Annotated in this window: 14 protein-coding genes and 1 pseudogene; 10 read left to right on the plus strand and 5 right to left on the minus strand. The window is 71.8% G+C overall.

Features of this window, described 5'->3' with window-relative positions:
* Window positions 1-302: 302 nt before the first annotated feature.
* Window positions 303-1,253 (minus strand): annotated as a pseudogene (locus ACF1GV_RS05165) (ADP-ribosylglycohydrolase family protein); the annotation flags it as partial.
* A 254-nt stretch (window positions 1,254-1,507) separates the two neighbouring features.
* Between ACF1GV_RS05165 and ACF1GV_RS05170 the strand changes: the two are divergent.
* The 3 genes from ACF1GV_RS05170 (at window position 1,508) to ACF1GV_RS05180 (ending at window position 8,708) form a co-directional block, all read left to right on the plus strand.
* Window positions 1,508-2,239 carry a VIT1/CCC1 transporter family protein gene (locus tag ACF1GV_RS05170; RefSeq protein WP_391677975.1) on the plus strand — a complete coding sequence of 244 codons (732 nt, stop codon included), beginning with the start codon at window positions 1,508-1,510 and terminating at the stop codon, window positions 2,237-2,239.
* A gap of 405 nt (window positions 2,240-2,644) precedes the next feature.
* Entirely contained in the window at window positions 2,645-7,252 is a 4,608-nt protein-coding gene (gene gltB, locus ACF1GV_RS05175; protein ID WP_391677977.1) for a glutamate synthase large subunit, read from the plus strand.
* Complete coding sequence (locus tag ACF1GV_RS05180; RefSeq protein ID WP_391677979.1) at window positions 7,245-8,708, plus strand: glutamate synthase subunit beta; 1,464 nt, start codon at window positions 7,245-7,247, stop codon at window positions 8,706-8,708. Before gltB ends, ACF1GV_RS05180 begins: the two co-directional genes overlap by 8 nt.
* Before the next feature lie 154 nt (window positions 8,709-8,862).
* Here ACF1GV_RS05180 and ACF1GV_RS05185 read toward each other — a convergent pair whose 3' ends face one another.
* Window positions 8,863-9,786: a rhomboid family intramembrane serine protease gene (locus ACF1GV_RS05185; protein ID WP_391677980.1), complete on the minus strand. Its 924-nt coding sequence runs from the start codon at window positions 9,784-9,786 to the stop codon at window positions 8,863-8,865.
* A 149-nt stretch (window positions 9,787-9,935) separates the two neighbouring features.
* Between ACF1GV_RS05185 and ACF1GV_RS05190 the strand changes: the two genes are divergently transcribed.
* Window positions 9,936-10,661 carry a vWA domain-containing protein gene (locus ACF1GV_RS05190; RefSeq protein WP_391677982.1) on the plus strand — a complete coding sequence of 242 codons (726 nt, stop codon included), beginning with the start codon at window positions 9,936-9,938 and terminating at the stop codon, window positions 10,659-10,661.
* A gap of 19 nt (window positions 10,662-10,680) precedes the next feature.
* On the opposite strand, the gene ACF1GV_RS05195 is transcribed toward ACF1GV_RS05190, so the two are convergent.
* The gene (locus tag ACF1GV_RS05195; RefSeq protein ID WP_391677985.1) at window positions 10,681-11,145 is read right to left on the minus strand and encodes a MarR family winged helix-turn-helix transcriptional regulator; all 465 of its coding nucleotides are present in this window, start codon (window positions 11,143-11,145) and stop codon (window positions 10,681-10,683) included.
* Window positions 11,146-11,256: 111 nt separating this feature from the next.
* On the opposite strand from ACF1GV_RS05195, the gene ACF1GV_RS05200 reads away from it, so the two are divergent.
* Complete coding sequence (locus tag ACF1GV_RS05200) at window positions 11,257-12,702, plus strand: MFS transporter (RefSeq protein WP_391677988.1); 1,446 nt, start codon at window positions 11,257-11,259, stop codon at window positions 12,700-12,702.
* A 350-nt stretch (window positions 12,703-13,052) separates the two neighbouring features.
* Here ACF1GV_RS05200 and ACF1GV_RS05205 read toward each other — a convergent pair whose 3' ends face one another.
* Window positions 13,053-14,090 (minus strand): substrate-binding domain-containing protein, encoded by a 1,038-nt coding sequence (locus ACF1GV_RS05205; RefSeq protein ID WP_391677990.1) that lies wholly within the window; start codon window positions 14,088-14,090, stop codon window positions 13,053-13,055.
* 225 nt (window positions 14,091-14,315) lie between these two features.
* Between ACF1GV_RS05205 and ACF1GV_RS05210 the strand changes: the two genes are divergently transcribed.
* Window positions 14,316-16,781 (plus strand): polysaccharide lyase 8 family protein, encoded by a 2,466-nt coding sequence (locus tag ACF1GV_RS05210; protein WP_391677992.1) that lies wholly within the window; start codon window positions 14,316-14,318, stop codon window positions 16,779-16,781.
* Between the two features lie 15 nt (window positions 16,782-16,796).
* Here ACF1GV_RS05210 and ACF1GV_RS05215 read toward each other — a convergent pair whose 3' ends face one another.
* Window positions 16,797-17,693: a hypothetical protein gene (locus tag ACF1GV_RS05215; protein WP_391677994.1), complete on the minus strand. Its 897-nt coding sequence runs from the start codon at window positions 17,691-17,693 to the stop codon at window positions 16,797-16,799.
* A 125-nt stretch (window positions 17,694-17,818) separates the two neighbouring features.
* On the opposite strand from ACF1GV_RS05215, the gene ACF1GV_RS05220 reads away from it, so the two are divergent.
* The 4 genes from ACF1GV_RS05220 (at window position 17,819) to ACF1GV_RS05235 (ending at window position 22,465) form a co-directional block, all read left to right on the plus strand.
* Window positions 17,819-18,187: a chorismate mutase gene (locus ACF1GV_RS05220; protein ID WP_391677996.1), complete on the plus strand. Its 369-nt coding sequence runs from the start codon at window positions 17,819-17,821 to the stop codon at window positions 18,185-18,187.
* 136 nt (window positions 18,188-18,323) lie between these two features.
* Window positions 18,324-18,902, plus strand: coding sequence for a response regulator (locus ACF1GV_RS05225; RefSeq protein ID WP_391677997.1), 579 nt, complete (start codon window positions 18,324-18,326; stop codon window positions 18,900-18,902).
* 101 nt (window positions 18,903-19,003) lie between these two features.
* Window positions 19,004-21,502, plus strand: coding sequence for an aminopeptidase N (gene pepN, locus ACF1GV_RS05230; RefSeq protein WP_391677998.1), 2,499 nt, complete (start codon window positions 19,004-19,006; stop codon window positions 21,500-21,502).
* 111 nt (window positions 21,503-21,613) lie between these two features.
* A complete protein-coding gene (locus ACF1GV_RS05235; RefSeq protein ID WP_391678000.1) occupies window positions 21,614-22,465 on the plus strand; it encodes an NmrA family NAD(P)-binding protein in 852 nt (283 codons plus the stop codon).
* The last annotated feature ends 137 nt before the right edge of the window (window positions 22,466-22,602 follow it).

The following is a 22,602-nucleotide window of genomic DNA, read 5'->3' on the forward strand; positions in this document are numbered from 1 at the left end:
GGTACGAGAGGGTTCGGCGCCCGGGACCCGCGGGGCGGCGCCCCTCCGCCGGCCGGCTCGGCCGGGGAAGGGGCGGGCGCGAGGGAGCCGCGCGCCTCGTCCAGCATCTTGTCGGGGCCGTAGTGCGGCACCTTGCCGGGGACGAAGTCCGGCACCTTCTCGGGGAGACGGTCCGGCGCCGTGTCCGGGACGAGGTCCGGCACCACGACCCGCGCCGCCCACGCGCCCGGTTCCCCGGCCTGCGCGGTCCTCTCGGTCTGCGCCGCCCTCTCGGCCTTCTTGTCCCCGCCCGCCCCGGGAGAAGCGGCCTCCACGAGCAGGTCCGCCACCTCCAGCACATGCCGCCCCTTCATCGCCGGCAGGCAGCTGCCGCGGGCCGGGCCGATCGCCGCCGCCCAGTCGGCCGGGATCGCCGCCACTCCCTGCGTCGCGCCCGCCAGAGCGCCGGCCACCGCCGCCGTCGTATCCGCGTCGCGCCCCATGTTGACGGCGGTGAGCACCGCGTCGCGGAAGTCGCCGTCGGCCGCCGCGTAGGCGCCGAAGGCGAGGGCGACCGCCTCGGGGGCGAGGTCGGTCCAGGGGTAGCCGCCGATGACGACGGCGGTACGCACCGCGCGTTCGCCGCGGTGGGCGGCGATGACCGCGCGCCGCAGGGAGCGAGCCGTCCAGGAGTCGTCCGGTACGACGGTGAGCGCGGCCGCGACCACCGCCTCCGGCGTGGCACCGCCCATCGCCGCCGCGACCCCGGCCGCGACCGCCTGGCCGCCGTAGATGCCCTCGCCCTCGTGGCTGACCGCGCCGTCGATCGCGGCGAGCCGTGCCGCCTCCGCCGGGCGGCCCGCGGCGTGCACCCCGGACGCCGCCGCGCGCATGGCGAGCCCGTCGCTCCAGGCGTGCCGGTGCTGGGCGGAGATGGGCGCGGCCAGGCCCCGGCGCAGGTTCTCCAGGGTGCCGCGCTCGCTGAACCCCGCACCGCGGAAGGGGCCCTCGGCGCGGTCGGCGATCCACTCGTGCCAGGCCGCCTCCACATCGGCCGGGGTCAGGGCCGAACCGTGCCGGACCAGCAGCAGTCCGGAGAAGATCGCGTACTCGGTGTCGTCGGTGCCGGCCGGCTCGGCGGCGACGAATCCGGTGATGCGGCCCCAGCGGGCGCGGATCTCGGAGGGCTTGAGGTTCTCCGCGGGCGCCCCGAGGGCGTCGCCCACGGCCAGGCCGAGCAGGGCGCCACGGGCCCGCTCACGGATCGAGGCCATGACGGCGTCACCTCCGGACAGTCCCGTCGAGGGCGTACAGCCCCTTGCGCCAGGTGTGCCACGGCGGGCGTCACGCCTCGCGCATGCGGGCCCGGTGTCACCCGGTCGGCTGTCATCAGGCGGCGGGCAAAACCGCAGGTTAGCCCAGCCTTTCCTTGCTGGCGGCGAGGGAATCACCTGGCATAGATTTGGCGTTGTCGGAAGTTGGAATCTGTCCAGACTTAGCTTTGCCTTAGCTTTCTTGGGGGACCGCAATGGCCATCATCGAGACCCGGGCGGCGCTGCACGAGGCGCACCGCGACAACCACACCCACCGTGACGTCAACGGAGGGTGGCTGCGCCCCGCCGTCTTCGGCGCGATGGACGGACTGGTCTCCAACCTGGCCCTGATGACCGGTGTCGCGGGCGGCTCCGTCGGTCAGCACACGATCGTGCTGACCGGGCTCGCGGGCCTGGCCGCCGGCGCCTTCTCGATGGCGGCAGGCGAGTACACCTCGGTCGCCTCCCAGCGTGAGCTGGTCGAGGCCGAACTGGACGTCGAGCGCCGCGAGCTGCGCAAGCACCCCGCGGACGAGGAGGCGGAGCTGGCCGCCCTGTACCAGGCGCGGGGCGTGGAGCCGGAGCTGGCCCGCGAGGTCGCCCGGCAGCTGTCGAAGGACCCTGAGCAGGCGCTGGAGATCCACGCCCGCGAGGAGCTGGGCATCGACCCGGGGGATCTGCCGTCGCCGCTGGTCGCGGCCGTGTCCTCGTTCGGCTCCTTCGCGCTGGGTGCCCTGCTGCCCGTGCTGCCGTATCTGCTCGGCGCGACCGTGCTGTGGCCGGCCCTGCTGCTCGCGCTGTTCGGGCTGTTCGCCTGTGGTGCGGTGGTCGCCAAGGTGACCGCGCGCAGCTGGTGGTACAGCGGTTTGCGCCAGCTTGTCCTGGGTGGTGCCGCCGCCGGTGTGACGTACGCCCTGGGCAGCCTGTTCGGAACGGCCGTAGGATGACGCGGCTGGTACTTATGCGATGGGCCGCATAAGTTCTCCATTACCCGCTGGTTTCGGCAGTGTGACCGCGGGGCATGAGCCGTAAGCGCTGTGGGCAATGAGGCCTGCGGCGCGCCCCCGGGGCGTGCGACGACGCCCGTCCCGGTCACCGGTCCGACGGACACGGATCTGTCCGTGTCGGGCCCCACACTTTCCGCCGCAGGGTCGCGTCACCCCCCGCCCGAGCACCCGCGCGGCGTCCGCATGTTGGAACGGAGTATCCGGTTCCCGAGAACCGCTCCATCATGTAACCTGCACGAAATTTTGAGACACGCAGAGGGCCAACGTCGTCCCTCGGCACTTGCTCCCCCAGAGCCTGAAGGCCTGGGAGGTGCCCCCAGCCACTTGACGACGACGGGAGAGCCGATGCGTACGCCGCGCCAGCCGTCCCAGCATTCCACGGACCGCTCGAACTGGTCCTTCATGGATGCTCGCCCTGCTGCGCAGGGTATGTACGACCCCCGCAACGAGCACGACGCCTGCGGCGTCGGCTTCGTCGCCACCCTCACCGGCGAGGCGTCCCACACGCTGGTCGAGCAGGCCCTGACGGTCCTGCGCAACCTGGAGCACCGCGGTGCCACCGGCTCCGAGCCCGACTCGGGCGACGGCGCGGGCATCCTCTCCCAGGTCCCCGACGCGTTCTTCCGCGAGGTGGCCGGATTCGAGCTGCCCGAGGCCGGTGCCTACGCCGCCGGCATCGCCTTCCTCCCGGAGGACGGCGCCGCCGACGCCGTCTCACAGATCGAGACGATCGCCGCCGACGAGGGCCTGACCGTCCTCGGCTGGCGCGAGGTCCCGGTCGCCCCGGAGCTGCTGGGCGCCACCGCCCGCTCCACCATGCCCCTCTTCCGCCAGCTCTTCGTCGCCGACGGTGCCGCGGTGCCTGCCACGGGCATCGCCCTGGACCGCAAGGCGTTCGTGCTGCGCAAGCGCGCCGAGCGCGAGGCGGGCGTCTACTTCCCGTCGCTGTCCGCGCGGACCATCGTCTACAAGGGCATGCTGACCACCGGCCAGCTCGAGCCGTTCTTCCCGGACCTGTCCGACCGCCGCTTCGCCTCCGCGATCGCGCTCGTCCACTCGCGCTTCTCCACGAACACCTTCCCGTCGTGGCCGCTCGCGCACCCCTACCGCTTCGTCGCCCACAACGGTGAGATCAACACCGTCAAGGGCAACCGCAACTGGATGCGCGCCCGCGAGTCGCAGCTGGTCTCGGACCTGTTCGGCTCTTCCGAGAAGACCCTCGAGCGGATCTTCCCGGTCTGTACGCCCGACGCCTCCGACTCCGCGTCCTTCGACGAGGTGCTCGAACTCCTGCACCTCGGCGGCCGTTCGCTGCCGCACTCCGTGCTGATGATGATCCCGGAGGCGTGGGAGAACCACGACTCCATGGACCCGGCCCGGCGCGCCTTCTACCAGTTCCACTCCACGATGATGGAGCCCTGGGACGGCCCCGCCTGCGTCACCTTCACCGACGGCACCCAGGTCGGCGCCGTGCTCGACCGCAACGGTCTGCGCCCCGGCCGCTACTGGGTCACCGACGACGGCCTCGTCGTCCTCGGCTCCGAGGTCGGCGTCCTCGACATCGACCCCGCGAAGGTCGTCCGCAAGGGCCGCCTGCAGCCCGGCCGGATGTTCCTCGTCGACACCGCCGAGCACCGCATCGTCGAGGACGACGAGATCAAGGCGCAGCTCGCCGCCGAGAAGCCGTACGCCGAGTGGCTGGAGACCGGCGAGATCGAGCTGGGCGACCTGCCCGAGCGCGAGCACATCGTCCACACCCACGCCTCGGTCACCCGCCGCCAGCAGACCTTCGGTTACACGGAGGAGGAGCTGCGCGTCATCCTCGCCCCGATGGCCCGCGCCGGCGCCGAGCCGATCGGCTCCATGGGCACCGACAGCCCGATCGCGGCCCTGTCCGAGCGCCCGCGCCTGCTCTTCGACTACTTCACCCAGCTGTTCGCACAGGTCACCAACCCTCCGCTGGACGCCATCCGCGAGGAACTGGTCACCTCGCTGCGCTCCTCGCTGGGCCCCGAGGGCAACCTGCTGGAGCCTACGGCCGCCTCGTGCCGCTCGGTCACCCTGCCCTTCCCGGTGATCGACAACGACGAGCTGGCCAAGCTCATCCACATCAACGCCGACGGCGACATGCCCGGCTTCAAGGCCGCGACCCTCTCCGGCCTGTACCGGGTGCACGGCGGCGGAGAGGCCCTGGCCGCCCGCATCGACGAGATCTGCGCCGAGGCCGACGCCGCCATAGAGAACGGCGCCCGCCTGATCGTCCTCTCGGACCGCCACTCGGACGCCGAGCACGCGCCGATCCCGTCGCTGCTGCTCACCTCGGCCGTCCACCACCACCTCATCCGCACCAAGCAGCGCACCCAGGTGGGCCTGCTGGTCGAGGCCGGCGACGTCCGCGAGGTCCACCACGTCGCCCTGCTCATCGGCTACGGCGCCGCCGCCGTCAACCCCTACCTGGCGATGGAGTCGGTCGAGGACCTGCTGCGCGCGGGCACGTTCCTGAACGGCCTGGAGCCCGAGAAGGCCATCAAGAACCTGATCTACGCCCTCGGCAAGGGCGTGCTGAAGGTCATGTCCAAGATGGGCATCTCCACCGTCGCCTCCTACCGCGGCGCCCAGGTCTTCGAGGCCGTCGGCCTGGACGAGGCCTTCGTCGAGAAGTACTTCAACGGCACCACCACCAAGATCGGCGGCGTCGGCATCGACGTCATCGCCAAGGAGGTCGCCGCCCGCCACGCCAAGGCCTACCCGGCCTCCGGCATCGCCCCGGCGCACCGCGCGCTGGAGATCGGCGGCGAGTACCAGTGGCGCCGCGAGGGCGAGCCGCATCTGTTCGACCCGGAGACGGTCTTCCGCCTCCAGCACTCCACGCGCACCGGCCGCTACGACATCTTCAAGAAGTACACGGACCGCGTGAACGAGCAGTCCGAGCGCCTGATGACGCTGCGCGGCCTGTTCGGCTTCAAGTCCGGCCGCGGACCGATCCCGATCGACGAGGTCGAGCCCGTCTCCGAGATCGTCAAGCGCTTCTCCACGGGCGCCATGTCGTACGGCTCCATCTCGCAGGAGGCGCACGAGACCCTCGCCATCGCCATGAACCAGCTGGGCGGCAAGTCCAACACCGGTGAGGGCGGCGAGGACCCGGAGCGCCTGTACGACCCGGCGCGCCGCTCGGCGATCAAGCAGGTGGCCTCCGGCCGCTTCGGCGTGACCTCCGAGTACCTGGTCAACGCGGACGACATCCAGATCAAGATGGCCCAGGGCGCCAAGCCCGGCGAGGGCGGCCAGCTGCCCGGCCACAAGGTCTACCCGTGGGTCGCCAAGACCCGTCACTCGACGCCGGGTGTCGGCCTGATCTCCCCGCCGCCGCACCACGACATCTACTCCATCGAGGACCTCGCCCAGCTGATCCACGACCTGAAGAACGCGAACCCGCAGGCGCGGATTCACGTCAAGCTGGTCTCCGAGGTCGGCGTCGGCACGGTCGCGGCCGGTGTGTCCAAGGCGCACGCGGACGTCGTGCTGATCTCCGGCCACGACGGCGGCACGGGCGCTTCCCCGCTGACCTCGCTCAAGCACGCCGGCGGTCCCTGGGAGCTCGGCCTCGCCGAGACCCAGCAGACCCTGCTGCTCAACGGCCTGCGCGACCGGATCGTCGTGCAGACCGACGGCCAGCTCAAGACCGGCCGTGACGTGGTCATCGCCGCGCTGCTGGGCGCCGAGGAGTTCGGTTTCGCGACCGCTCCGCTCGTCGTCTCCGGCTGCGTGATGATGCGCGTGTGCCACCTGGACACCTGCCCGGTCGGCATCGCCACCCAGAACCCGGTGCTGCGCGACCGCTTCGCCGGCAAGGCCGAGTACGTGGTGAACTTCTTCCAGTTCATCGCGCAGGAGGTCCGCGAGCTGCTCGCCGAGCTGGGCTTCCGCTCCATCGAGGAGGCCGTCGGCCACGCCGAGGTGCTGGACGTCGAGCGCGCGGTGGACCACTGGAAGGCCCAGGGCCTGGACCTCAACCCGCTGTTCCACGTGCCCGAGCTGCCCCAGGGCGCGGTCCGCCACCAGGTCATCGCCCAGGACCACGGCCTGGAGAAGGCCCTCGACAACGAGCTGATCAAGCTGGCCGCCGACGCGCTGGCCGCCGGGAGCGCGACGGACGCACAGCCGGTCCGCGCCCAGGTCGCCATCCGCAACATCAACCGCACGGTCGGCACCATGCTCGGCCACGAGGTGACGAAGAAGTTCGGCGGTGCGGGCCTGCCCGACGACACCATCGACATCACCTTCACCGGCTCCGCCGGCCAGTCCTTCGGCGCCTTCGTGCCGCGCGGTGTCACGCTGCGCCTGGAGGGCGACGCCAACGACTACGTCGGCAAGGGCCTGTCCGGTGGCCGGATCGTCGTCCGCCCGGACCGGGGCGCCGACCACCTCGCCGAGTACAGCGTCATCGCCGGCAACACCATCGGCTACGGCGCGACCGGCGGCGAGATGTTCCTGCGCGGCAAGACCGGCGAACGCTTCTGCGTGCGCAACTCCGGCGCGCTGGTCGTCTCCGAGGGCGTGGGTGACCACGGCTGCGAGTACATGACGGGCGGTCACGCGGTCGTCCTCGGCGAGACGGGCCGCAACTTCGCGGCCGGCATGTCCGGTGGCATCGCGTTCGTCATCGACCTGGACCGCGACAACGTCAACGTCGGCAACATCGACGCGATCGAGGCGCTGGACGAGACGGACAAGGAGTGGCTGCACGACGTCGTGCGCCGCCACCAGGAGGAGACCGGCTCCACCGTCGCCGCGAAGCTCCTGGCCGATTGGGACACCGCCGTCGAGCGCTTCAGCAAGATCATCCCCAGCACGTACAAGGCAGTGCTCGCCGCCAAGGACGCCGCCGAGCGAGCCGGTCTGTCGGAGACCGAGATCACCGAGAAGATGATGGAGGCGGCGATCAATGGCTGACCCGAAGGGCTTTTTGAACCACGGCCGCGAGGTCGCCAAGTCCCGTCCGGCGGAAGAGCGCGTCAAGGACTGGAACGAGGTCTACGTCCCCGGCTCCCTGCTGCCGATCATCAGCAAGCAGGCCAGCCGCTGCATGGACTGCGGCATCCCGTTCTGCCACAACGGCTGTCCGCTCGGGAACCTCATCCCCGAGTGGAACGACTACGCCTACCGCGAGGACTGGTCGGCCGCGCAGGAGCGCCTGCACGCCACCAACAACTTCCCGGAGTTCACCGGCCGCCTGTGCCCGGCTCCCTGCGAGTCGGCGTGCGTGCTCGGCATCAATCAGCCGCCGGTCACCATCAAGAACGTCGAGGTCTCGATCATCGACAAGGCGTGGGAGACCGGGGACGTCGCCCCGCAGATCCCCGAGCGCCTGTCCGGCAAGACCGTCGCCGTCGTCGGCTCGGGCCCCGCGGGCCTGGCCGCCGCCCAGCAGCTCACCCGGGCCGGCCACACCGTCGCCGTCTACGAGCGCGCGGACCGCGTCGGAGGTCTCCTCCGCTACGGCATCCCCGAGTTCAAGATGGAGAAGCGGCACATCAACCGCCGTATCGAGCAGATGCGCGCGGAGGGCACCCGCTTCCGCACCGGCATCGAGATCGGCCGCGACCTGAAGGCCACGGACCTGAAGAAGCGGTACGACGCGGTCGTGCTGGCCGTGGGCGCCACCACCGCCCGCGACCTGCCGGTGCCGGGCCGCGAGCTCAAGGGCATCTACCAGGCCATGGAGTACCTGCCCCTGGCGAACAAGGTGCAGGAGGGCGACTTCGTGGCGCCCCCCATCTCCGCCGAGGGCAAGCACGTCGTCGTCATCGGCGGCGGCGACACCGGCGCCGACTGCGTGGGCACCGCCCACCGCCAGGGTGCGGCCTCCGTCACGCAGCTGGAGATCATGCCCCGCCCCAGCGAGGAGCGGCACCCGACGAACCAGCCGTGGCCGACCTTCCCGATCCTGTACAAGGTCACCTCGGCCCACGAAGAGGGCGGCGAGCGGATCTACTCCGCCTCCACCACCCACTTCGAGGGCGACGAGGACGGCAACGTGCAGTGGCTGCACCTGAGTGAAGTCGAGTTCGTCGACGGCAAGTTGACCTCCAAGCCGGGCACCGAGCGCAAGATCCCGGCCCAGCTGGTCACCCTCGCGATGGGCTTCACCGGCACCGACCGGGACAACGGCCTGGTGGAGCAGTTCGGCCTGGACCTCGACGAACGCGGTAACATCGCCCGCGACGCCGACTTCCAGACGAACGTCCCCGGTGTCTTCGTCGCCGGTGACGCCGGCCGTGGCCAGTCCCTGATCGTGTGGGCGATCGCGGAGGGCCGCTCGGCCGCACGCGGCGTCGACCGCCACCTGACCGGAGCCAGCGACCTGCCGGCCCCGATCCGCCCGACGGACCGCGCCCTGGCGGTCTGACGGCCCTGAAAACGTCCCGTACAACGGCGTGCGGAACACAGACGGCGCCTGCCCTGTCCCCGACCGGACCCTGGGCAGGCGCCGTCGCCTTTCTCCGCACGCCTACGGCACCCGGCAGGACTCCGTCCGGGCCGGGGTGTCCCTCCGATCACTCTCACGCCGTGACCGAGGTCAGCTCGACGAACCTGCCCCACGCGCACAGCGCGAGCAGCGCCAGCAGCGCCACACAGGCGCCCGCCTGAACCAGGGCGCGGTAGCGGTTGCGGGGCGCGTAGGCGTAGGCCAGGGTCAGCGCGCCGCCGGTCAGCAGGCCGCCGAGGTGGCCCTGCCAGGACGTCAGACCGGCGGAGACCAGCATCCACAGCAGCAGCATCCCCATGAACCGGTTGACCTGCCCGAGGTCGCCGCCCATGCGCCGGGCCAGGACGTAGTACGCCGCGCCGAGGCCGAAGATGGCACCCGAGGCGCCCACCGACTCGGTCGCCGGGTCGGCGATGAGCAGCTCCAGCACCGAACCGCCGAGCGCGGACAGCAGATACAGCGCCAGATAGCGGACCCGGCCGAGCAGCACCTCCGCGGCGCGGCCGATCTGCCACAGCGCGAACATGTTCATCACGATGTGGGCGATCCCGAACGCGCCCTCGGTCGGCGGCAGATGCAGGAACGCGCCGGTCAGCAGCCGCTCCCACTCGCCGGCCACGACACCCTGGGCGTCGTAGCCGGCCGGGAGGCCGCTGTCGTAGACGTAGTAGCCGCCGTCCGGGCCGACCAGCCGGGCCCCGAGCATCGAGAACCGCTGCACAATCTCCGGCCGCGCCAGCTCGCCCAGATACGCCAGCACGTTCATCCCGATCAGCACGCAGGTGAGCACCGGCGCCGCCGGCACCCGGCCGCCCACGACCGTACGGGCCTGCCGCACCGAGCGCGCGCCCTCCTTCACGCACTCCACGCACTGGTGGCCCACCGCCGCCTCGCGCATGCAGTCCGGGCAGATGAACCTCTCGCAGCGGGTGCAGCGGACGTAGGACTCCACCTTGGGGTGGCGATAGCAGGTGGTGACGGTGGACTCGGGTTCCACGCCGGCTCCTCACAGAGATGGGACGGACGGTGAGCCGGTGGGGACGGCGGCGAACAAAATAACGAACGCCTGTGGATGGCGGGATGTTAGGGGCCACGCGTGACATACCCTCGCCCCACCGGAACCACGAAGCCGAGGGGGAGAAGCGCGTGGCCGCGATCAGTCTGACCACAGTGGAGGAGACCGCACCCGCGCTGGTCAGCCTCTACAAGAACGCCGGGATCTCGCTCACCAAGCACGGCCTGGACGGCCTGAGGGCGGCGGTCTACCTCGTGGTCGACCACTCGGGCTCCATGAAGCCGTACTACCGCGACGGCAGCGTGCAGGCGCTCGCCGACCGCGTACTGGGCCTGTCCGCGCACCTCGACGACGACGGCAGCGTGCCGGTCGTCTTCTTCTCCACGGACGTCGACGCCGTCACCGACATCGCGCTCGCCGACCACCATGGCCGGATCGGCCGGATCGTGGCCGGACTCGGCCACATGGGCAGGACGAGCTACCACTCGGCGATGGACGCCGTCATCGACCACTACCTCGACAGCGGCGCCAAGGACCCCGCCCTGGTGGTCTTCCAGACCGACGGCGGCCCGACCGACAAGCTCGCCGCGGAGCGCTGTCTGTGCAAGGCGGCGCGGCTGCCGCTGTTCTGGCAGTTCGTCGGGTTCGGCGACCCGCACAGCAAGCAGTTCGACTTCCTGCGCAAGCTCGACGACCTCGCCGTACCGGACAGGCGGGCGGTCGACAACGCCGGCTTCTTCCCCGCCGGCACGGACCCGCGCACGGTCTCCGACGCCGAGCTGTACGACCGGCTGGTGGGGGAGTTCCCGCAGTGGCTGGCGGCCGCCCGCGCCCAGGGCATCGTGCGCCCGGCCTGATCAGGCCACTTGCGATCCCTCAGGACCCGGTGAGACGGGCCGCCGCCGCGCGCTGGCGCTCCGCCATCACCGCCAGGAACCGCACGACGGTGTCCAGTTCCTCGGTGCTGAACTCCTCGCACGCCTCGACGATGTCCCGGGCCCAGTCCTCGAAGAACACGGCGAGCTCACCGACCCGGTCCGCGTCCAGCTCCACCAGCACCCTGCGCTTGTCCGTGGGGTGCTTGACGCGCCGGGCGAACCCCTTGGACTCCAGGCGGTCCACCAGCCCGGTGACGGAGGCGGGGGCCAGCCCGGTCAGCCGCGCGAGGTCCTTGGCGGTGAGCGGGCCGTGCCGCTCCAGCAGGTCGAGCGTCTTCTCCTCCGTCGCGTTCAGCCCCTGCTTGGCGGCGATCGCCGAGTGGAACATCACCGTGACGCCACTGTGCTCACGGCCGACGGCCATGAGCCGTCCCAGAGTCTCCGCGCGCTTCTCGTCCGACATGCTCCCACCCTACTAAAAATTTAGTTCGCCCGAACGAATGACTTGCGCTCACCCCGCCACCCCTGCAACTCTTTCGTTAGTCCGAACGAAATAATGAACCGGGGAGCCACCGTGTCCAACTCACCGTCCCTGACCACACCCCCACCCGCCACCACCTCGCAGCCCCACCCCCGCCGCTGGGCGGCCGCCGTCGTGATGATGACCGCGGCCCTGATGGACCTCCTCGACGTCACCATCGTCAACGTCGCCGTCCCCTCCATCGGCCGCGACCTGCACGCCTCGGACGGAGATCTCCAATGGCTGGTCTCGGCCTACCTGCTCGGCTTCGGCGCCACGCTGATCGTCTCCGGCCACCTCGGCGACCGCTACGGCCGCCGCGGCCTGTTCCTCGCCGGCACCGCGGGCTTCGGCCTGGCGAGCCTGGCCTGCGGCATCGCCCAGTCGCCGGACCAGCTGATCGCCGCACGCGCCGTGCAGGGCGTCATGGCAGCCGTCCTCGTCCCCCAGGTGATCGGCTCGTTCCGCACCCTCTTCGCCGGCAAGGAGCGCGGCGCCGCCTTCGGGATGTACGGCGCGGTGTCCGGCTTCGCCTCCGCGGTGGGCCTGCTGCTGGGCGGCCTGCTGACCGACGCCGACCTGTTCGGCTGGGGCTGGCGCTCGGTGTTCCTCGTCAACGTGCCCATCGCGGTGGCGACCTTCATCGGCGGCCTGCTGCTGGTGCCGCCCACGAAGGAGCGCTCGGCCGGACGCCCCGACGTCTTCGGCAGCTTGCTCCTCGCGGCCGGCCTGGTGGCGATCGTGCTGCCGCTGGTACAGGGCCGCGAGAACGGCTGGCCGCTGTGGGGCTGGCTGTGCCTGGCCGCGGGCGTCTGCGCGGTCGCGGCGCTCGCGATCGCCGAGGAGCGCCGCCGCACGACCCACACCACCCCCCTCCTCCCGGCCCGCGCCTTCAAACTCCCCGCGTTCTCCTTCGGTGTCCTCGTCCAACTCCTTTTCTCCATCGGCATGCAGGGCTTCTTCCTGGTCTTCGCGATCTGGCTGCAGGCCGCGGAGCGCTACACGCCGATGCAGGCCGGACTGGTGACGGTGGCCTTCTCGGCCGGCGGCTTCCTCACCGCGCCCGTCGCGGATTCCCTCGCGGTGAAGTACGGCCGGGTGGTGCTGGGCGCGGGCGCGCTGATGATGGCCGGCGGCTTCGGCTGGGTCTGGGCGGCCGTCGCGGACGCCTCCGGCCCGCACACGGGTGCGTGGCCGCTGGTCCCCGGCCTCCTCATGGCCGGCGCCGGCCTCGGCTTCCTCGTCGTGCCCCTGGTCAACGTGGTCCTGTCCGCCGTACCGGCCGACCTCGCCGGCGGCGCGTCCGGCATCTTCTCCACGGCCCAGCAGTTCGGGGGCGCGCTGGGCGCGGCGGCGATCGGCACGGTGTTCTTCGGCCACACCACCCACGGCCTGACCGACGCCCTCACCACGGCGATGCCCTGGGTCACGGCGACGTTCATCGCCTGCGCGGCCCTGACGGTCGCGCTGCCGCACCGGGCGGTGACGGGGGAGGGGTGACGGTGCGGTATCCGCTTACCCGCAGCTACGACCGGAGGCAGTCGCCGACGGCGGGAAGGGACAGGGTGGGGGGGGGGGGTCCGCCCGCAGCGGCCGGCACCGGGCAAGGGTCCTCGTCGGGGACGGGCGGCCGGACGAGGACGGACACCCTCACCCCGGCCCCGACTCACAGGCAACAGAAGGCGCGACAGCAACCGGCCACCGGACAGCAGCGGGCCGCCGCAGGCACGAAAGGGGCGCGGGGCTGTATTCGACATGCGGCTCCGCCGTGTGGGCGCGACCAGTCACAACGCAACCCGCACCCGAAACACGACCCGGCGCCGCAGGCACCCGCACAGGGCGCCGCGGGCTCACCCGCTGGACCCCCGCACCCGCAACTCCGGCAACAGCGCCACCCGATGCCGAGCCCGCCCCGGCTCGGCCAGCCGACGCGCGATCAACTCGACCGCAGCCACCCCCACCGCCCGCTTCCGCGGCGCCACCGCGCTCAGCGGAACGTCGGCCAGCCCCGCGACCTCGTCGTCGTACGCCACGAGCGCCACATCGTCCGGCACCCGCACCCCCCGCGCCCGCAGCCGCTGCAGCACCACGATCGCGTCGTGGTCGTTGTGCACGAGCGCCGCATCGATCCGCCCCGACACCACCGCGTCGGTGAACTCCTCCAGCACCCGGTCCCGTTCACCTGCCCGCCCCTGCGACGGCAGCGGAACGACGAAGTCACCCGGCAGCGGCAGCCCCACCCCCGCAAGCCCACCGACGAACCCCTCCCGCACCAGGCCCCGGTGCGGACTGTCGTCCCGCAGCAGCAACCCGATCCGCGACCGACCGCCCTCCGCGAGATGCCGCACCGCGATCCGCGCCCCGTACGCATGGTCACTGACCACCTGCTCGGCGTCCGTGACATCGTCCTCCGGCTGCCGTTCCACCAGCACATACGGCACCCCGAGATCATCCGGGAGGAAACCCTCACCGCCCACCCGCTCGCAGGGAGCGATCAGCAACCCGTCGATCCCCTCGGAGAGCATGTGCCGCACCTGCGCCCGCTCCTGCTCCGGGTCGTACTGCGAGATGCCGAGGACGAGCCGGACTCCCCATTCGGCGGCCGCCTCCCGCGCCCCCTTGATCGCCTCGGGGTAGTAATAGTCAGCCGCAGGCACGACGAGCCCCACGACAGACCCACCGCCCCCACCACCCCCACCGGGCACGGCCTCCGGCAGCACCGCGCCCCCATGCACCCGCACCAGCAAACCCCGCTCGGCGAGCACCTCGACGTCACGCCGGACGGTGATGGGGGAGACCCCCAACTCCGCGGCGACATCGCTGACCCGCACCGACCCGCTCGCGCGCACCCTGCGCAGGATTTCCCGGTGCCGTTCTTCGGCATGCACCGCCGCGCCCCTCTCCGCCCGCCGCCACTCACCAGCAGCCTAACCGGCATTCGATCGAACGTGAACGTTACTGAACGAACGAACAAAAAAACGCTACCTTGCGCGATTCATTGCCGACCCCTGTTCGTTCGTGCTAGAAACCGCTTCCACCCCCCTCCGCACCGCGCCCCTCGACCCAGCAAGGCACCGCACCCCTCCTCCCCTCCTCCCGGAGGTACGTCCGCCATGCCCCGAATGACCCGCCGCGCCCTCCTCCGCGCCGCCCTCACCGCAGCAGCCACCGCACCGCTCACCCTCAGCCTCCCCGGCACCGCACAAGCTGCCGAACCCGCCGAAGGCACAACCGCCGACCCCTACGACACCCTCCGCCTGAAATGGCGCAGCCTCACCCTCGGCACCGGCTTCGACCCCACCGCCGACCCCTACGCCGCCCGCCTCACCACCCTCGGCGCCACCGCCGCCGCACTGCGCGCCAAAATGAACCCCGCGCCCGGGTCCCTGTGGCCCGACCTGCCCTACGCCGACCCCGACCCGGACACCGACAGCGAGTCGTACATGTACTCCGGCAACCTCGTCACCAGCTACACCCGGCTGCGCACCCTCACCGAGGCCTACGCCCAGCCCGGCACCGGCCTCACCGGCGACGCCGGGCTGCTCGCCGAGATCATCACCGGCCTCGACCATCTGCACGCCGAGGCGTACAACGCCGGCCAGGCCCGCTACGGCAACTGGTGGAGCTGGCAGATCGGCGCCCCGCAGGCCCTGCTCGACATCGCGACCCATCTCTACGACAGCCTCGGCGCGGCCCGGATCGCCGACTGCACCGCGGCCGTCGACCACTTCGTCCCGGACAGCGCGGTCGCCCAGTACACCGGCACCTCCACCGGCGCCAACCGCGTCGACCTGTGCCGGGTCATCGCCCTGCGCGGCGTCCTCGGCAAGGATCCCGCCAAGCTCGCCCTCGCCCGCGACGCGCTCAGCCCCGTCTTCCCGTACGTCACCTCCGGCGACGGCCTCTACGCCGACGGCAGCTTCATCCAGCACACCTACGTCCCCTACGCCGGCTCCTACGGCGCGGTCATGCTCGGCGGGTTGTCCCTGCTGTTCGCCCTGCTGGAAGGTTCGGCCTGGGAGGTCACCGACCCGGGCCGGCAGGTCATCCTCGACTCCGTCGAGAAGGCCTACGCACCGTTCCTCTTCAACGGCCTCGCCATGGACAACGTGTCGGGGCGCGCGGTCAGCCGCGGGGTGCAGAAGAGCGACACCCGTGCCGTCCTCCAGGACGACCATCTGCGCGGACACGCCATCATCGCCTGCATCGCCCTGCTCGCCCGCAGCGCGTCCCCGGCCGAACGCGGCCGCTGGGAGGCCATGATCAAGGGCTGGATCGCCCGCGCCGCCTACCGCCCGATCCTCACCAGCGACGCCCTGAACGTCGCCCAGCTGGCCCGCCTGAAGACGATCGCCGACTCCACCACCACCACCGCCGCCCCCGAACCCACCGGCCACCGCCTCTTCCCCGGCATGGACCGGGCCGTGCACCGCCGCCCCGGCTGGGCCGCGAGCGTCTCCATGGCCTCCCAGCGGATCACCTACTACGAGAACGGCAACGGCGAGCACCTGCGCGGCTGGCACAGCGGCTCCGGAATGCTCTACTGGTGGGGCGACACCTTCGGCAACGGCCAGTACAGCGACAGCTTCTGGGCCACCGTCGACCCCATGCGGCTGCCCGGCACCACCGTCTCCCGCAAGACCCTGGCCGAAGGCGAGGGCGGCGCCTGGGGCGCGGCCCGCCCCGACGCGCGCTGGGTCGGCGGTGCCACCGACGGCACCTACGCGGCCGTCGGCCAGCACCTCAAGGGCCTGTCGTCCACGCTGGTCGCCCAGAAGTCCTGGTTCTTCCTCGACGACATGATCGTCTGCCTCGGCGCCGGTATCCAGAGCCGCGACGGCACCGGCGTGGAGACGATCGTCGACAACCGCAACCTCGGCGCGAACGGCAGCCACGCCCTCACCGTCGACGGCATCACCCAGCCCACCACCCTCGGCCGGCACACCACCTTCACCCGCGCCCGCTGGGCCCACCTCGCCGGCTTCGGCGGTTACGTCTTCCCCGGCGGCGCCGCCCTGCAGACCCTGCGCGAGGCCCGCACCGGATCCTGGTCCGCCATCAACACCGGCGGCACCACCGATCCCGTCACCCGCCGCTACCTCACCCTGTGGACGGACCACGGCACCGACCCGACCGCGGCCGGCTACGCCTACGCGATACTGCCCGGCGCCACGGCCCGGCAGACCGCCGCCCGCGCCGCCGACGCCGGCCGGCTGCGGATCCTCGCCAACACCAGCGGCCAGCAAGGCGTCTGCGCACCCGCGCTCGGCTTCACCGGCGTCAACTTCTGGCTCGCCGGCACCGTCGGCGACCTCACCGCGAGCACCCCGGCGAGCGTCATGATCCGCCGCAGCGGCGGCACGGCCACCGTGTGCGTCTCCGGCCCGCTGCGCGACGGCGCCGCCATCGACCTCATCTGGAACCGGCCGGTGTCCGCGGTGACGTCGGCCGACCCCACGGTGCAGGTGCTGGCGACCGGCAGCGCACTGACGCTGCGCATCACGCCCGGCACCCTCGGGGCCGTACACACAGCGCGGGTCACCCTCGCCCAGGGCCCGTCGTCGGCGACGCGGGAGTGATCCGAGCGACAGGGCCTAGGTGTCGCACTCCCACACCGTCCGGCACAGCGCGCACCGCGCGCGTACCCGCCCCCGCACCGGCACCCTGATCCGCTGATGGCAGGTCGGGCACGGGAACGACACCCGCAACGGCCCGTGCCCGTCCGGGGCGAAGCTGTACGGCACGCCGTCCGGCGCCGTCACGCGCGCGTGCTCCTGCGCGTGGCGCCTCTCGCGCGCGTAGCGCCGGCGTCCCGCCCAGCCGGCCGCCGTCAGCGGCGGCTGCCGCTCGTCCAGCCGGGCCAGCGCGAGCCCCGCGCCGTACGCCTCGTACGCCCGCGCGCTGGTGAACCACGTCGACGGGTCCTCCCCGAACAGCAGCGACCGCTTCGCCAGCACGTACCCGAACTCCTCCGGCGTGAGATAGCCCAACTTCTGCGACGACGCCCCGTCCTCCCGGTAGGCGTCCAGCAGCAGCCAGCCCGCGCCCAGATACGTCGTCGCCGTGTCGGTGAGGATCTCGTTCTCGCGGGTGCCCGGGAACGCCAGGTCGAGGCGGTGCAGGTACACGTGCATGATCTCGTGCGCCAGAGCCGCCCCGATGTCCCGCCGATGCGTACGGAACCGGTCATTCAGCTCCACGAAGTACTCCGGCCCGGCGGTCAGTTCGATGTTCGCCGCATGCGTCATCTCACGGAAGGAGACGATCATCCGCGCATCGGGGAGCCGGTAGTGCAGCACCAGCTCCCGCGCCACCCGCTGCGCCCCCAGATACAGGTCGTCGGTGTCGCAGAACGCCACATCCACCGGCGCCACACTCGTCGCGAACGTCGCGATCGTGTCGTACGACAGGCGCTTGTACAGCGCGGTGACGGCGGCCCGCACCGTCTGCAGATGCGGGTAGCCGTGCCGGACCGGTCCGCCGTTGCCCACGCCCAACCCCCAAGACGCTGGAGCCCGACTCCACTGTACGCAGATCCGGCCGAACCTCCGCCAGACCGGCTCCGGCCGATCCTCGCTGGTGGGGCGGTGCCCGGCACACACTAGGGTGGACGGCCATGACCATCAGCGACACCCACACCGGTGACGTCGACCCGGCCGTCCGCGCCGAGCTGTCCCGGCTGCGCGACAGCATCGACAACATCGACGCCGCCGTCGTCCACATGCTCGCCGAGCGCTTCAAGTGCACCCAGCAGGTCGGCCACCTCAAGGCCGCCCACCAGCTGCCCCCGGCCGACCCCGAGCGCGAGGCCCGCCAGATCGCGCGGCTGCGCGGCCTCGCCGAGAGCGCCAAACTCGACCCCGCGTTCGCCGAGAAGTTCCTGAACTTCATCGTCGGCGAAGTGATCAGGCACCACGAGCGGATCGCCGAGGACACCGCGAACGGCACCGCCGGATCCGCCCCCGCCGCCCGCCCCGCGCACTGATCCGGCCACCGATCTCCGGCACCGACCGACCGCACCGATCCGGCCACCGCGTGCACGGCAGGTGATCCGACCGGCACCGGCCGTCAGCACCCGGACGTAAGCTGGACCCCTCAGCGCGCGGGAGGGACGCCGGGCCATGCCGACGGATGCCGAGATCCTCATCGTCGACGACCATCAGGGCACCCTGTACGCCCTGGAAAGCACCCTGGCCCCGCTCGGCTACCGCCTGGGCCGGGCCACCAGCGGCGACGCGGCGCTCAAACAGCTGCTGCGCGGCCGCGTCGGGCTGCTCCTGCTGCAGGTGCGCACACCCGGCGCCGGCGCCCTGGAGGTGGTGCGCTACATGCGCCGCCTGGAGCAGACCCAGCACATCCCCGTCGTCCTGCTCACCGGTTTCCGCCCCGACCCCGAACTGGCCGCCACCGCCTTCGACCTCCGCGTCGCCGGCCTCATCGGCACGCCCGTCGACCCCTGGACGCTGCGCACCCACGTCCGCCACCTCTACGACACCCACCAGCACCGCCTCGCCCTGGAGGCGGAGATCCGCCGGCTGCGCGCCCGCCCGGCCGGCCCCGGCCGCGCGGGACCGGCGCCACTGCCCCACCCCGAGCCCCGCCCGGCCGCCGTACCGCAACAACGCGACCTGACAAACCCCGCCGCCCCCACCGACCCGACACGCCCCGCACGGGCGGTTCCGGCATGCGAGGGCGCATAGGCCCGCAAGGGACACAGGCCCACGACGGGACACAGGCGCGCGCGGGGGACATACGCCACGTAGCGAACCGCCCCTGTGCGATGCCGGTGCCATCAGGCAGCATGTCCTGCATGTCCGTACTCACGCGCGACGAAGCGCAGACCCGTGCCCAGCTCCTCGACGTCCAGCAGTACACGATCGACCTCGATCTGACGACCGGCGACGAGACCTTCGACTCCCGCACCATGATCCGCTTCACCGCCCGGACGAACGCGGACACCTTCGTGGAGCTGAAGCCGGCCGAGCTGCGCAGCGTCACCCTGGACGGACAGCCCGTCGACCCCGACACCCTCGACGGCAACCGTCTGCCGCTGAAGAACCTCAGCGCCGGCGAACACGAGCTGCGCGTCGACGCCGCCATGCGCTACTCCCGCACCGGCGAAGGCATGCACCGCTTCACCGACCCCAGCGACAGCGAGACCTACGTCTACACCCAGCTGTTCATGGAAGACGTCCAGCGCGTCTTCGCCGCCTTCGACCAGCCCGACCTCAAGTCGGTCTTCGAACTCACCGTCACCGCACCCGAAGGCTGGACCGTCCTCGCCAACGGCATCACCGAACACCTCGGCGACGGCCGCTGGAAAGCCGCACCCACCCCGCTGATCTCCACCTACCTCGTCGCCGTCGCCGCCGGCCCCTGGCACTCGTTGCGCACCGAACACCGCGGCCTGCCCTTCGGCCTCCACTGCCGCCGCTCCCTCGCGCCCTACCTCGACGCCGACGCCGAGGAGATCCTCGACATCACCCGCGCGTGCTTCGACCGCTACCACGAGAAGTTCGCCGAGCCCTACCCCTTCGACTCCTACGACCAGGCCTTCGTCCCGGAGTTCAACGCCGGCGCCATGGAGAACCCCGGCCTGGTCACCTTCCGCGACGAGTTCGTCTACCGCTCCGCCGTCACCGACACCGAGCGGCAGACCCGCGCCATGGTCATCGCCCACGAAATGGCCCACATGTGGTTCGGCGACCTCGTCACCCTCCAGTGGTGGGACGACATCTGGCTCAACGAGTCCTTCGCCGAGTACATGGGCTACCAGACCACCCTGGAAGCCACCCGCTTCACCCAGCCCTGGGTCGAGTTCGGCGTCACCCGCAAATCCTGGGGCTACGACGCCGACCAGCGACCCTCCACCCACCCCGTCGCCCCCGAAGCCGTCCCCGACACCGCCTCCGCGCTGCTCAACTTCGACGGCATCTCCTACGCCAAGGGCGCCTCCGCGCTGCGCCAGCTCGTCACCTGGCTCGGCGAGAAGGACTTCCTCGCCGGTATCAACACCCACTTCGCCCGGCACAAGTTCGCCAACGCCACCCTCGCCGACTTCATCGACTCCCTCGCCTCCGCCACCGACCGCGACGTCCACGCCTGGGCCGATGCCTGGCTGCGCACCACCGGAGTCGACACCCTCACCCCGCACATCAGCGGCAGCAACGGCGACCGCCTGCTCACCGTCGCACACACCGGCAGCCGCCCGCACCGCATCGCCGTCGGCCTGTACGACCAGGACCTCACCGACGACGGCCGGCTCACCCTGCGCGAACGCGTCGAGATCGACGTCCCCCTCAGCCGGCCGTACCCCCTCGGCAAGAAGCCCGCCCTGCTGCTCCTCAACGACGGCGACCTCACCTACGCCAAGATCCGCTTCGACACCGACTCCTTCGAGGCGCTGCGCACCGGCCTGGCAGGCCTGCCCGACCCGCTCACCCGCGCCGTCGTGTGGAACGCCCTGCGCGACGCCGTACGCGACGGTGAACTGCCGCCCACCGCCTACCTGGACGCCGCCCGCGCCCACCTGCCGCACGAGCGGGACCTCGCCCTCGTCCAAGGCGTCCTCGCCTTCGCCTCCGGCCAGATCGCCGACCGCTACGTCCGCCCCGACCAGCGGCCCGCCGCCCTGACCACCCTCACCCACCTGTGCCGCGACCTCATCCGCCGCACCGAGGACGGCGACCACCCCGGCCTGCGCCTGATCGCCGTACGCCACTACATCGACACCGCCGCCCACCCCGACACCATCGACGCCTGGCTCGCCGACGGCATCGTGCCCGGCGGCCCCGAACTCGACCCCGAACTGCGCTGGCGCATCCTGACCCGGCTCGCCGTCCTCGGCGCCACCGACGAGGCCACCATCGCCGCCGAACTGGAGCGCGACCCCTCAGCCGCCGGCCAGGAAGGCGCCGCCCGCTGCCGCGCCGCCCTGCCCGACGCGGACGCCAAGGCCCGCGCATGGGACACCATGTTCGGCGGCGACGACCTGTCCAACTACCTGTTCATCGCCACCGCCCAGGGCTTCTGGCAACCCGAACAGGCCGACCTCGTGCAGCCCTGGGTCGAGCGCTACTACGACGACGCCGTCGCCGTCGCCGCCCGCCGCGGCCCCGCCATGGCCGACGCCGCCGGCCGCTGGGCGTTCCCCGTCCACGCCGTCGACGCCAAAACCCTCCGCCTCGGCGAGCAGTGCCTGCACAGCGCCGACCCGATCCCGGCCCTGCGCCGCAAGCTCGCCGACCAACTCGACGACCTCGCACGGGCATTGCGCGTACGGGGCGAGGCGGGGGAGTAGGACCACAGGCGTAGGGCACGGCTGGTCCCCGGCGACGATGCGCGGGGCTGATCACCCTCCCTAGGCTCCAAGAGCCCAGGGCGATCAGCCCTGAAACGTCAGGAGACCACCGTGATCGCAGTGACCGGCGCCACCGGCAACATCGGCCGTGCCCTCGTCCACCGTCTGCTCGCCGCCGGCGCCCCCGTCCGGGCGCTCACCCGCGACCCGCAGCGCGCCGCCCTGCCCGAAGGCGCCGACGTCGTCCGCGTCCCCCAGACCGACCCCGCCGACCCCGCAGACCCCACCGGCCCCGCCTCCGTGTTCGACGGAGTCACCCGGGTGTTCCTCTACGCCCAGGCCGCGCACCTGCTGCCCGCCGCCCGCGCCGCCGGCGTACGCCACGTCGTCCTGCTGTCCTCCAGCATCATCCACGAAGGCGCCGACGACCCCACCCACCCCATCCACATCATGCACGCCCGAGTCGAACAGCAACTGCGCGACAGCGGCCTCGACTTCACCTTCCTGCGACCCGGCGCCTTCGCCACCAACGCCCTCCAGTACGCACCCCAGATCCGCGCCGGACACACCGACATCCGCGGCGTCTACGCCGACGGCCTCACCGCCCCCATCCACGAGGACGACATCGCCGCCGTCGCCGAACGCGCCCTCCTCGACACCGGCCACGAAGGCGCCGTCCACCGCCTCACCGGCCCCGAAGCGATCAGCAACGCCGACCAGATCACCGCCATCGGCCGGGCCACCGGCCGCGACCTGCGCTTCGTCGAGACCCCGCCCGGCGAGGCAGGCGCCGAACTCTTCCCGCACGTACCGCCGCACATGCTCGACCGGCTGCTGCGCACCTTCGCCGACACCGTCGGCACACCCCCCGAGATCACCCCCACCGTCGAAAAGATCACCGGCACCCCCGCCCGCACCTTCACCCAGTGGGCCACCGACCACACCGCCGATTTCCACAACTGACCCCTCCACGGCCGCAGGACACCGCCCGTACCCCCACTCACCGCCTCCGCAAGGACGTACCCCCTTCAGGGTGGCGATCGTTGGATATTCCGGGCGCGCCCGAACCTTCCGCGTACAAGCTGGAAGCCCCGTCCCGC

It is taken from the genome of Streptomyces sp. NPDC014006 (assembly GCF_043088925.1).
Lineage (GTDB): Bacteria > Actinomycetota > Actinomycetes > Streptomycetales > Streptomycetaceae > Streptomyces.

What these genes read in the sequence shown, in the direction of transcription:
- ACF1GV_RS05170 (WP_391677975.1), top strand. Translation starts at nt 1,508, where the DNA reads ATGGCCATCATCGAGACCCGGGCGGCGCTGCACGAGGCGCACCGCGAC.
- gltB (WP_391677977.1), top strand. Translation starts at nt 2,645, where the DNA reads ATGCGTACGCCGCGCCAGCCGTCCCAGCATTCCACGGACCGCTCGAAC.
- ACF1GV_RS05180 (WP_391677979.1), top strand. Translation starts at nt 7,245, where the DNA reads ATGGCTGACCCGAAGGGCTTTTTGAACCACGGCCGCGAGGTCGCCAAG.
- ACF1GV_RS05195 (WP_391677985.1), bottom strand. Translation starts at nt 11,145, where the DNA reads ATGTCGGACGAGAAGCGCGCGGAGACTCTGGGACGGCTCATGGCCGTC.
- ACF1GV_RS05210 (WP_391677992.1), top strand. Translation starts at nt 14,316, where the DNA reads ATGCCCCGAATGACCCGCCGCGCCCTCCTCCGCGCCGCCCTCACCGCA.
- ACF1GV_RS05220 (WP_391677996.1), top strand. Translation starts at nt 17,819, where the DNA reads ATGACCATCAGCGACACCCACACCGGTGACGTCGACCCGGCCGTCCGC.
- ACF1GV_RS05225 (WP_391677997.1), top strand. Translation starts at nt 18,324, where the DNA reads ATGCCGACGGATGCCGAGATCCTCATCGTCGACGACCATCAGGGCACC.
- pepN (WP_391677998.1), top strand. Translation starts at nt 19,004, where the DNA reads ATGTCCTGCATGTCCGTACTCACGCGCGACGAAGCGCAGACCCGTGCC.